We start from the raw sequence: 12,235 nt of genomic DNA, 5'->3' as shown, positions 1-12,235 counted from the left end.
TTTATTCTATATGGTAATGCCATGTAATAAATATGCCTTTTTACATATTTATTTTTCCTTAATAAAAAGCTACCGATTAATCGGTAGCTTGAAATAGTGTTAAGCGGCTTTTTGTCCTGTTTTCACGGTAGGTTGAAGGCTATTATAGACACCTGTACCAATGACCTCTAATGCCATTTTCATACGTTCTGGTGAAATGTTCTCAAATACGTTATCTTGAGGCGTGTGATATACCTTTTCGATATGATAGATTAATGGATTCCAACTATCGACGCCCATCCAAATAAATAGTGCAGAAGGGATACCCACTTCAGCAAATGGTACGTGATCACTAGAGCCAAATTTTCCTTGAAGAACGAGGTTATTATTTAATTGTTTACCTGCTTGTAAGGCAGCATCTGTTACAAGGTTTGTAGAACCATCAGGAGTCATAGCATATAAATTTTTTGCTTTATCATAATTTGTTGCAACCATGTCTGCGTTAAAGACACCTAAAATTCGATCACGTTCCTTTTGGGACAGACTATTAACATAATAATCAGAGCCAAGTAAGCCAGTTTCCTCAGAACCAAAAGCAATAAAACGAATTTCTTTATCAGTTTCTACATTTTGAAAAGTACGAGCCAGTTCTAATACTAATCCTGTACCAGAAGCATTATCATTTGCCCCAGGTGCTCCAACGACACTATCGTAGTGTGAACTTACAACGACGGCCTCTTCATTACCTGTACTATTTTTTGGTTTCTTTTTAGCGATGACATTTAAGGATGTTAAATTAGATTCATGTCTCGCTTTTAGGGAAAGAATTGTTGTCTCTTTTTTAGCGATTTCTTCTTTAAATGCATTTCCTTGAGCATAAGCAAGACCGAAGACAGGGATAGCCTGTTTTTTAGTTAAGCGAGGATTGAAAGTTTGTCCATAGTTTCCGCGTCCGCCAATTAAGCTGTATAAAAGAACACCTTTTGCCCCTTTACTAACAGCATTTTCAACCTGTTTATTATAATCTGCTACTGTTGCACCTCTTTCGAATAAAACAATTTTTCCGTTTACCTCATTTGGAATATCGTCTAATTTTGTACCACCTTGAACAAAGATAAGTGGAGCTGTAACAGCTTCTGTAGAAATTAGTGCATTTGGAGCAGCACCAGCTTGCCAATTACGCTTTGTCCCTAATGGTGATTCGATAAATCCAACGTATTGATCCGGCACTTGAAAGGGCTGATACTCTACTTCATATCCCATTGATTTAAGCTTCATACCAACATAGCGAGAAGCCCATTCTTCTGATTTTGTACCACCCGGACGGGGACCGATTGTTTCGGATAAGAAACGGATATGCTCGATGGCGCGGTTTGCATCAACTTGTTTTGTAATAGGTGGAGTCTGTGTAATTTCTGACGTGGAATCAGCTTTTGCTTGCCCGATTGGAGCTAAGCTAACGGCGAGTGATACAGCAAGCAAGGAGCTTACTATTTTTTGTTTCAGTAATTTTCTCATTTTTTCCTCTCCCATTCTTCTATTCTCTCTGACTGACAAAAGAAGACGGATAACGACTATATTTTACCTTTATATATTTGAATTTTCAATAAATATATGTTGAGAAATAAAAAACGCTATATGTACATTTGCATATTTTTAGCGGATGTATGTATGCTATCATTTTAAATGAAGGATCGCTTTCTGTTTGGAAGGCTCCTACATTGCATGAATCTAGTGTACCCAAACTTTAGATTATGTAGGGAAAAGAGATCCGTTATAGGATTTCTTTTCTTTTGTTTGAATCATGTGATGATAACTATGTTTCCGCATTTCATAATTATCATCAGTGATATATGTAAGGCATCCATATGAAAATACGAGGCTGTTCAAGAGTTTTCCGTACTTTTGGACAGCCTCACCCCGTTAAAAAGGTGATACTTTGATGTATCACCTTTTTATTTTTATAAGCTTTCTGTTTATGGGGATGTTACATAATCAAAAACAGCCGCTTTAGTAGAAGGAATCTACAAAACGGCTATTTTTGATTATAGTTGAGTTAAAATAATTGGCTCGCCACGAGTGACGACAACTGTATGTTCACATTGTGCAACAAGGCTTTTATCTGGTGTAACGAATGTCCAACCATCATCACCGCGCTCAATGATATGATCAGCTTTCATAGAGATGAATGGTTCTACAGCGATAACAAGACCGTCTTTTAGAAGCGCATTATCCATTGGATCATAGTAGCTTAAGATGTGGTTTGGAGCTTCGTGTAAGCTAAGACCAATACCGTGACCAGTTAAGTTTTGAATAACGTTATATCCACTTTTATGTGCAAAGTTAGAAACAGCACGACCAATTTGATTTTGTTTTGAGCCAGCTTTTACTTTTTTCATTGCTTCCCAAAATGAGTCTACTGCTGCTTGGCAAAGTTTTTCTTTTTCTTCATCGTCACCAAGAACAAATGAGATACCTGTATCTGCATAATATCCGTCAAGTGCTGCCGATACGTCTACGTTTACTAAATCGCCTTCTTTTAATACGCGATCGCTTGGAATACCGTGAGCAACTTCTTCGTTTACACTAATGCAAGTTACACCTGGGAATTTATATTCTTTTTCAGGCGCTGAAATAGCACCGTTCTCGTCTAATACTTTTTTACCAATTAAATCAAGCTCTTTCGTTGTCATACCTGGCTTCGCTTGTTTTTTCATTTCTTCGCGTGCAAGTGCAACGATGCGGCCGATTTTTCGTAAACCTTCTAAATCTTGTTCATTACGAATAATCATGAAAACCACTGTCCTTCCTCGAATATATGTCTTATCCGATTGTATCATGTTTGTTTTTGTACTGCTACTCGCATGCGGTATGCAGGCTGATTCCTCTCATAAAGAATACATGACAATTGTCATATGGATGTCATGACGCATCATACTGTTTCCTAACTTTTCCAACGCATACAATGTAAATATAAGAAATGGCGGGGGTGGAGAGATGGAAAAGATTATTGAAGTAAATGGTGTTTCTAAAACATTTAAACATAAAAAAGCAGTAAATAACGTTTCATTTCATGTAAATAAAGGGCAAATAGTAGCATTACTCGGCCCAAATGGTGCGGGGAAAACAACGACAATTTCAATGATGCTCGGATTAAAAGATCCGACAGAAGGGAATGTTTCGATATTTGGAAAGAGCCCGAAGCATAGAGATGTTCGTAATAGCCTCGGTGCGATGTTGCAAGAAGTAAGCGTTATTGACAGCATCACAGTAGAAGAGGCAATTGAGTTATTCCGTAGTTATTATACGAATCCAGTAGCGAAAGAAACATTACTTCAGCTATCGAATTTAGAATCAGAGCGAAAGCAAAGATGTGAAAAGTTATCAGGTGGTCAAAAGAGAAGGTTGAATTTTGCACTCGCACTTGCGGGAAATCCAGATTTATTATTTTTAGATGAACCAACTGTAGGGATGGACATTACGTCTCGAAAAGTGTTTTGGGAAACGATTCGAAAGTTAGCAAGTGAAGGGAAAACGATTATTTTAACGACGCACTATTTAGAAGAAGCAGATGCGTTAGCGGACCGTATTTTATTATTCGCAAACGGAAAAATTATCGCAGATGGTACGCCGGATGAAATGAAAGCGACGATTTCTCGAAAAACGATCTCGTTTTATTCAAAAGAAAGTATCCCTACGGGCCTGCTAAAGGAATTGCCGAATGTAACAGGAGTACAGTCAAATGAAGGGCGGATTATTTTAACAACGGAGGATACCGATGCCACGTTACAAGCAATTTATCAAAAGAACTTACCTGTAACAGATATTTCAGTTGAACGTGGAAGTCTCGATGAAGCATTTGAACAGTTTGTCGCAAATCAGAAGGGGGAAATCGCATGAGAGCACTATGGATGCAATGTAAAATAGAGGTTTTACGTACGTTCCGCAATAAATTATTCATCTTTTTCTCATTATTAATGCCAGTTATGTTTTACTACATCTTTACAAATGTTGTTCAAGTCCCGCAAAACGGAGATGCATGGAAAGCACATTATTTAATTTCAATGGCGACTTTCAGTATTGTAGGGACTGCCCTTTTTAGTTTCGGTGTGAGACTTTCTCAGGAAAAAGGGCAAGGATGGACACATTTGTTAAAAATTACACCGCTTCCAGAGGGAGCATATTTAGCAGCTAAAATTATTGCTCAAACAGTAGTGAATGCTTTTTCAATCTTAGTTATTTTTATGGCAGGAATATTAATTAATAATGTTGAGTTGACGATAGGCCAATGGATTGGTGCAGGATTATGGCTATTACTAGGCGTGACACCATTTTTAGCCCTTGGAACAGTAATAGGTTCAATTAAGAAGGCGGATGCAGCAGCTGGTTTAGCCAATATTTTAAATATGAGTCTAGCTGTAATTGGCGGGTTATGGATGCCAATTGAAGTGTTCCCGAAAATATTAAGATCTATCGGTGAATGGACACCAACATACCACTTTGGAAGCGGTGCATGGGACATTGTAGCTGGAAAATCGATTGGGTGGGAAAATATCGCGGTACTAGGAGGTTATTTCCTTATATTTGTTGTAATATCAATATATATAAGAAAAAGACAGGAAGCGGTATAAATGATAGAGAAGAAGAGGTTTGAAGTTTTTCCGAAACAGATGGGTTTCTTCCCATATATGTGGCTCGTGTATTTATTATTTCCAATCTATAATTTAACGCAAGTATCAGGATGGAAGCTTGTAATAGGGATCGGTATGTTGATAGTCTTCACCGTCACATACCGTCAACTTTATTTTGTTAACAAAACGTTCATTTTGTGGGCGTGTATTCAAATGGTGCTCACATTCTCATTTGCTTTATTTTATAATCCCTTCATGATATTGTTCGGATATTTTACGGCGAGTGCGATGGGATTTGCGCCAAGTAAGAAGGCATTTCGTGTGTTGTTATGTTTATTAGTTGTAATGCTTGGAGCTTTTATATTTGTAAATGTTAATCAACTAACAATCCCGAGTTTAGTGAATATCGTTCCGATGTTTATTTTAATGCTTCTTACGCCATTTGGAATGCGTAATTTTAATCAAAAAAAGATGTTAAAGAATCAATTAAATGAAGCGAACGAGCAAATTAAAGACTTAGTAAAACGTGAAGAGCGCCAGCGAATTGCAAGAGATCTTCATGACACGTTAGGACACACATTATCTCTTATTACTTTGAAAAGTCAGCTCGTGGAGAAGTTAATTGTGAAAAATCCAGATCGTGCAAGTATGGAAGCGAAGGAAATTACACAAACATCTCGTACCGCTTTAAAACAGTTGCGAGAGTTAATTTCTGATATGCGTATGATTACAGTGGAAGAAGAACTTGAGCAAATAAAAGCGATTTTGCAAGCTGCCAATATTGAATTAGAAGTAAAACAGGAGGCTAATTCTAGCTCGTTATCACCAATTGAACAAAATATTTTAGGTATGTGTTTACGTGAAGCTGTTACGAATGTCGTGAAACATAGTAAGGCAAAGGCATGTACAGTTTCTATATTAGAATCACAAGGTGAATTGATTTTAAAAGTAGAAGATAATGGCGTCGGTTTAGAGGAGCGAAATCATAATGGAAACGGCATTCGTGGTATGAAGGAACGAATTGCCTTAATTGACGGTCTCGTGGAACTAGATACGGTTAATCCAGGGACACTGTTAACAGTGAAAGTTCCAATTGTAATTAGAACAGGAAAAGATGAGGTGAGGGCATGATTCGAATTATTATTGCAGAAGATCAACGAATGCTTCGTGGTGCATTAGGAGCCCTGCTTGATCTAGAAGATGATATTGAAGTGGTTGGGCAAGCGGCGAATGGTGAAGAGGCGTTAAAATTAATTGAATCGCTAAAGCCCGATATAAGTATTATGGATATTGAAATGCCAATCCAAAGTGGTTTAGATGTTGCTGAAATTTTAAAGAAAGAAAAATCATCTTGTAAAGTAATGATTTTAACAACATTTGCGCGTCCTGGTTATTTTGAAAGGGCAATGAAAGCTGGTGTGCACGGATATTTATTAAAAGATAGTCCAAGTGAGGATTTAGCTTCGGCAATTCGTAACGTAATGAAAGGGAAACGAGAGATTTCTCAAGAGTTAATGTTTGGCTTATGGCAAGAGCAAAATCCATTATCGGATCGCGAAAAAGAAGTGCTGTTACTTGCGAAAGAAGGAAAGACTGCAAATGAAATTGCGAAGGCACTTTATCTTTCACCTGGCACAGTTCGTAATTACATTTCTGAAGTATTAACGAAGCTCGATGCAAAAAATAGAATTGAGGCAATTACAATTGCGGAAGAAAAGGGATGGATGTGAAAAAGAAGTTTACCTATAATCGGTAAACTTCTTTTTTGCTTATTTTCCTTGTTGTACTTCTACTACTTTACTAATTTTTGCTAGAGCCTTATATCCATGTGCTTGGAAAGCCTTTTCGAATTCTGTTGCTGTCATATTACCATATAAGTCTTTTGCAGCTTGTACAATGTGAGATTGAAGTGATTCAAAATCTTCTGCTGAAGTTGCGTAGTTTTGCAATGCACGCATAACAACTTTACTTACTTTTTCATTTCCTTGTCTTTGAACAGATATACCGTTATACGTTTTACCTTCAGCTAATTGATATAATACATGGCTGATAATTCCAGAATTCACGTGAGATTCTTGATCATTTCCATCATTATAGAAATCTTTTAAGTTTGTGTATAGTTTGTTGCCGCCGTCACCAATTTCCCCTGGGATGTCACGAATTGTTAGACCACCTAACGTATCACCCATAATCCAATTTCCTTTATCTTTCTTTACGTAATATTCTATTTGTGTACCCCAAAAATCTGCTAGACCTTCATTTAGCGCAGATGTTTCAGCACTTGGATATCGCACAATTTTATTTTTCGTCGTACCACTAAATACAGCATGTCCAAATTCATGAGCTGTTACGTCAAGAGCAGAGGTTAATTTTCCATTTAGCCCGTCACCAAAGACCATTTGATTCCAACCTGGATGCCAAAATGCATTTACATAGTTTTCTTTTACACCATCACTAACTTCAGTAGAATCAAATCCGTGGACGCTAGCAACAACTTTTGAGTCTTTATTATCGTAACTTTTCAGATTATGTTCTTTCTTAAAATAGTCGTAAATATCACTCATATTTTTCATAACACCAGCTGCTTCTTTATCTAAGAAGTTAGAGTTATCGCTTGAAATAAGTGTCCCTGGATAACCAGCTTGGCTATCGCCACCAAGGGAATCAGCGTAGTTTGCGTTGTAAATATAAATACCATTTCCGCGGGATAAATCAGCTAAATAAAATTTTCCATCAGAGCCTTTCGCAATATTAAATAATACATTTTCTTGTAGCGCATTTTTCCCAGTTCCTTGTTCTTTCGCTGGTGATAGTTTAGGTGCTGTTACTTGATTAATAGTTTTATTCTCTTTATTTTTAATAAACTTTTCTTGGAAAAGTACTTCACCAGTTTGTAAGTCCATGATTGCATTTCCGTTTATAACTTGTTCATTGTTTTCATAAGTAAATGTAAGGACCGTTGCGTATGTATAGTAGCCATCTTTTTTCTTATAAACTACCGTTTCGCTAGAAAATTCTGTTTCTGTCGCATCACTTGGAATTTGAAGTATATTGCGTAATTTAGATTTTACTTCATTTTTCGACAAAAAATTTGTTATAGTAAGATTAAGTTGTTGGTCTAAATTTTGGGCAACTTTACCACTAACAGTTGTAATTACTCCATTTTTATCTACTTTTACAATGAGATCTTGACCATATACTTTATAATTTTTGTATGTTTGTGCAAGGCGTAATTCGGTTTGATTTTCTTTTGTTTCTTTATTTGTAGGTTGAAAATCGACATTCTTTTCAGTAGTAACTTGCTCTTGTTGAGCTTTAGCCCCATTTACCTCACCTTTTAAATACTTTTTAGCAATATTCTCTTTTGTATCGTTTTGAGGTTGTGTTAATTTTCCGATTGTTAAACCAGGCTGAGCAATTTCAACTTTCACTTCATTTTTATCTAATTCTTGAGCGTGAATAGCTTCTGTTGATAAAGGACAAAGAAGACCGAATGTAACGAAAGCACTAGCAAGTTTTCTATAATTCATCTATAACACTCCTAATCTTGTATTGTGTATGTGAGATGAATTGTATGAGGAATTTGCCGAATTTTATATATATTATGCATTATTTCATATCAAAAATTGTCGAATTCACATTATTGTAGTGGTATGACAACTTAAAAAAATTAGATTGTTATAATGGGATGGTGAGTAAGTATGCACGCAGAAAAATTAGGAAGTGAAATAAAGAAAATTAGGGTAATGAGAGGATTAACACAGAAACAACTCTCCGATAATGTATGTCATCAATCGGAAGTGAGCCGAATTGAATCGGGCGCGGTATACCCAAGTATGGATATACTGCAAGGTATAGCAGCAAAATTACAAGTTCCCATTATTCATTTTTATGAGGTACTCATTTATTCCGATATTGAGAGGAAAAAGCTATTTAAAGATAGAATTCAAATGTTGAGTAAGAAGAAACAATATGCTGAAATTTATAGCATTGTTTCAAATGAATTAAAAAAAGAAAAGTTTCATCCAGAATTTAATCAGTTTCTTCTTTGGTACTATTACTTATCTGCATATGTTTTACAGAAAATTAATTTTGAATATTGCATTTTAGAGTTAAAAAAAATTGTACATCAATCATACGGAGGGATAGATGTATTTCAAAATTTATATATTGAAAATTCTATTGCAAGTATTTGTGCAGAAAATAATCAATTAGATAGGGCAATAACTTCATTTCGAGCTATTTTAGAACGGTTAGAATCGCTACATAATAATGAGGCATTCACAGTTAAGGTTCGATACAATTATGCAAAAGCTTTATATTTGAGTGATCAGTTTGAAGAGGCATTGTATCAAGTAAATGAAGCGATTGAAGCTTCTCGGTATATGGGAAGTATGGAATTAATCGGTCAATTGTATTATCAAAAGGGCGAGTGTCTTGAGAAATTAGAGTATTCATCAGATGATATTAAAGAAGTGTATAAAAAAGCGTCTTTCTTCTTTGATTTATTAGATTTACATTCTTACAAAGAGACGTTATTAAAAAAAAAGAAGTATTTAAATTAAAATGATTTGGAATATGTATAGTGGTATATTTTGTAAGTTGCATCCACAAAAAGTAATTAAATATCCAAAAAATGGGTATGCATAATTGCATAAGTTGTGGATAAATTTTCATGATATATTAAAAGAAAACGATGTGGGTGATGGAATATGAAAAAACTACTTATTGGTAGTCTATTAACGTTAGCAATGGCATGGGGTATTTCATTAACAGATACAGCTTTAGAGAAAAGCCAAGTAATTTCTCATAATGATCAAGAGGTACAATTAGCTTCAGATTTACCATTTGAACATTAAAAAAACAACCGTCTTACTTAGACGGTTGTTTTTTTGTGGAGTAACCTCCAAACGTCTTTACTAGAAACAGGTTTGCTAAAGAGGAATCCTTGAATGTGGTCACAGTTTTGCTCGTGTAAAAACTTCCATTGTTCTTCTGTTTCTACACCTTCCGCAATAACCTCTAAATTTAATTCTTTTGATAGCGTAATAATGGAAGCGATAATGGCTTCTTCTAAAGGGCTATTTGTAATTCCACAAATAAATTCTCGAGCAATTTTTAATGTATTGATTGGATATTTCGTTAAATAAGCTAAAGAACTATAACCAGTTCCAAAATCATCAATTGAAATTTGAATACCGAGATTTTGAAGTTCTTCTAGTTTAGCAATTACAGAATGATTTTGATTAATCGCGATACTTTCCGTAATCTCAATATCTAGTGCTTCCGGTTTTAGTTCGGTTTCTTCCAAGACTTTTGAAATAGTTGGGATTAAATCTGAACGGTTAAATTGAACAACAGATAAATTCACACCAACCTTTAAGTGAGAAAACCCTTGGTTATGCCACTTCTTTGCTTCTAAGCAGGCTGTACGTAAAATCCAATTACCAAGTTCAATAATAAATCCTGTCTCCTCTGCTAGAGGGATGAATTGGGCAGGTGATACAATTCCGAGTTTTGGGTGTTTCCAACGAATTAACGCCTCGAAACCGATAATTTGTTTTGTTTTTGTGTTTACTTGTGGCTGGTATTCAAGGAAAAATTCATTTTGTTGTAGTGCTTTTGAAAGCTCACCTTCTAGGAAGTGTATTTCATTTTGCGCAATACTCATTTCTTTTGAGAAGAAAACGAATCTGTTTTTTCCATTTGCTTTTGCTCGATACATAGCCATATCTGCATTTTTCATTAATTCGGTTACATCGGTTCCATAGTCAGGGTACATTGCAATTCCGATACTCGGCGTAACAGAAAGTTCTTCATCTTTAATGAAGTAAGGTTTATTTAATATAGTTAAAATTTGTTCGGCTATAAAAGCAGCACTTTTTTCAGAGTACATATCTGGTAATAAGATTGTAAACTCGTCTCCTCCTTGGCGGGCAACGATATCTTTTGAACGCAAACATCCACGTAATCTTTTTGCTACTTCAATTAATAATAAATCCCCGACATCATGGCCGAGTCGATCGTTAATTTTTTTAAATCGATCTAGGTCGAGGAACATAACCGCAACGTCATTAGTGTTGTTTTGAGCTAGATTTAAAATCGTTTTTAAATCTTTTTCGAATTTCCGTCGATTCGGTAGTCCTGTAAGTGCATCATGGAAAGCCATATGCTCTACTTGCTTTTGTTTTTCATATAAAGTTGTAATATCACGTGCGATACCAAACATCCCAACAACTTCTTTATTTATAAAAATAGGGATGAATGTAATGTGAAGGTGATAATAATAGCCTTCTTTTTCTTTTGTACGAATTTCTAGAGTTTGTGGTCTACCTTCTTTTGTAATTTGTAAAGATTTCTTCAATAATTCATGATCTTGTGGATCAATGAAGTGTTGAAGAGAATAGCTTGTTACTTCACAATAATAGGCTGTAAATAAACTTTCACAAGCCTTATTAGATTGTTGAAAAATCCCGTTCATATTTAAAGAAAAAACAGCATCAGGATGATCTTCGAATAAAGATTTATAACGTTGTTCACTTTTTGATAGTGCAGATGCGCCTTCTTCAACTTTACCTTCTAGTTGTGTAGTCAACTGTTCGTACGTATCGATTAATACTTGATTATCTTTCCACATGTAAAGTTGTCGTAGGAATAATAAGATAAGTGATAATACGAGACCGATTAACATGAACTTATCATCCCAAGGTTGAATGACAATAAAGGAAAAAGTAATGATTATACTAAAATAAGGTAATATAAAGCGTACATAATCGAATCGATAATATTTAGTCTTAGTTTCATGTTGCATTGGTTTATCTAAAATGTATAGTATGGACGATAAACCGATTAATAAAATTGAAGCAGTATGTATTAAATAAGAGACTTCAGAAGAAGTTTCCATTCCTGATCTTAACTGGAACAGGTGTATATATCCGTAAACAAGTATGATAGTGAAGCCGACAATTAATGAGATTCTACTAGAAGAATACTGTTCTCTTCTATATAAGCTAATAACGGCGTAAATTACTAATGATTGTGCAATGAAATATCCAATTAAAACCCATGTATCTGTTGTTAACATACGAAAGCTTGAAATGTCTAAAATAAAGGTTAAGGTAAAGTAAATATTCATAATGACAATAAAGATGCTATCGAATGAAAATTGAGCAAGGCCTCTAATAGAGTAATGTTTTATAAACTTTATAGCAAAGCCAGAAAAGAGCAAAATATATTGTATGATGAAGAAAGGCAATGCCTTATATGAGAATATGACTTGATCATATATAGAAAGTGAATGAAGAAATAAAGTTATCTCCATAGCTAATCCACATATACAAGTGCATAGTACTAGAACCCAAAATAGTTTGTCACCGTGCTTCATCTTCTTAATTGCTTTATATAAGCAATAGCAAGAAAAGAGTGCAGCAAAACAAAATAAGAAGAGAATTCCAATTTCTTTTATATTCAAGTCCTTAGGGATAAGGAATATCCAAAGAGAAAATATAATAATATACATCATGACAAATTGTACATATTTTTTTTGATTGATCATATAATGGCTCCGTTTCAATAAAGTTGAATCACAGGGGGAAAATGCTAATTTAAATAATAGCATATAAAAC

General features: G+C 34.9%; 10 protein-coding genes. 6 read left to right on the top strand and 4 right to left on the bottom strand.

Features of this window, described 5'->3' with window-relative positions:
- Window positions 1-99: 99 nt before the first annotated feature.
- Both LCF45_RS26335 and map read right to left on the bottom strand, forming a co-directional pair.
- Window positions 100-1,497, bottom strand: a complete 1,398-nt coding sequence (locus LCF45_RS26335) for a M28 family metallopeptidase (protein WP_078203626.1) — start codon at window positions 1,495-1,497, stop codon at window positions 100-102.
- 527 nt (window positions 1,498-2,024) lie between these two features.
- Window positions 2,025-2,819, bottom strand: a complete 795-nt coding sequence (map, locus tag LCF45_RS26330; protein WP_016121123.1) for a type I methionyl aminopeptidase — start codon at window positions 2,817-2,819, stop codon at window positions 2,025-2,027.
- A 157-nt stretch (window positions 2,820-2,976) separates the two neighbouring features.
- Between map and LCF45_RS26325 the strand changes: the two genes are divergently transcribed.
- From LCF45_RS26325 to LCF45_RS26310, 4 genes are read left to right on the top strand one after another with little or no spacing between them, the layout of a single operon-like run.
- Complete coding sequence (locus tag LCF45_RS26325; RefSeq protein WP_002034877.1) at window positions 2,977-3,879, top strand: ABC transporter ATP-binding protein; 903 nt, start codon at window positions 2,977-2,979, stop codon at window positions 3,877-3,879.
- Complete coding sequence (locus LCF45_RS26320) at window positions 3,876-4,610, top strand: ABC transporter permease (protein WP_078203577.1); 735 nt, start codon at window positions 3,876-3,878, stop codon at window positions 4,608-4,610. The genes LCF45_RS26325 and LCF45_RS26320 overlap by 4 nt, the downstream gene beginning before the upstream one ends.
- Window positions 4,611-5,741, top strand: a complete 1,131-nt coding sequence (locus LCF45_RS26315) for a sensor histidine kinase (protein ID WP_078203578.1) — start codon at window positions 4,611-4,613, stop codon at window positions 5,739-5,741. It abuts the gene before it with no gap.
- Window positions 5,738-6,340 carry a response regulator transcription factor gene (locus LCF45_RS26310; RefSeq protein ID WP_002130086.1) on the top strand — a complete coding sequence of 201 codons (603 nt, stop codon included), beginning with the start codon at window positions 5,738-5,740 and terminating at the stop codon, window positions 6,338-6,340. Before LCF45_RS26315 ends, LCF45_RS26310 begins: the two co-directional genes overlap by 4 nt.
- Window positions 6,341-6,379: 39 nt before the next feature.
- Here the strand turns inward: LCF45_RS26310 and LCF45_RS26305 are convergent, their stop codons facing one another.
- Window positions 6,380-8,140, bottom strand: coding sequence for a M4 family metallopeptidase (locus LCF45_RS26305; RefSeq protein WP_012262054.1), 1,761 nt, complete (start codon window positions 8,138-8,140; stop codon window positions 6,380-6,382).
- Window positions 8,141-8,311: 171 nt separating this feature from the next.
- On the opposite strand from LCF45_RS26305, the gene LCF45_RS26300 reads away from it, so the two are divergent.
- Both LCF45_RS26300 and papR read left to right on the top strand, forming a co-directional pair.
- A complete protein-coding gene (locus tag LCF45_RS26300; RefSeq protein WP_002130082.1) occupies window positions 8,312-9,175 on the top strand; it encodes a helix-turn-helix domain-containing protein in 864 nt (287 codons plus the stop codon).
- A 147-nt stretch (window positions 9,176-9,322) separates the two neighbouring features.
- Window positions 9,323-9,469 (top strand): quorum-sensing peptide PapR, encoded by a 147-nt coding sequence (papR, locus tag LCF45_RS26295; protein WP_000734740.1) that lies wholly within the window; start codon window positions 9,323-9,325, stop codon window positions 9,467-9,469.
- A gap of 17 nt (window positions 9,470-9,486) precedes the next feature.
- Here the strand turns inward: papR and LCF45_RS26290 are convergent, their stop codons facing one another.
- Window positions 9,487-12,165 carry a DUF4084 domain-containing protein gene (locus LCF45_RS26290; RefSeq protein WP_078203579.1) on the bottom strand — a complete coding sequence of 893 codons (2,679 nt, stop codon included), beginning with the start codon at window positions 12,163-12,165 and terminating at the stop codon, window positions 9,487-9,489.
- Window positions 12,166-12,235 lie beyond the last annotated feature (70 nt).

This window comes from Bacillus sp. 41-22 (assembly GCF_025809295.1).
Classification (GTDB): Bacteria; Bacillota; Bacilli; order Bacillales; family Bacillaceae_G; genus Bacillus_A; species Bacillus_A mycoides.
Note: the sequence above shows the minus strand (reverse complement) of the source record. Positions and strands in the feature narration are given on the sequence as shown.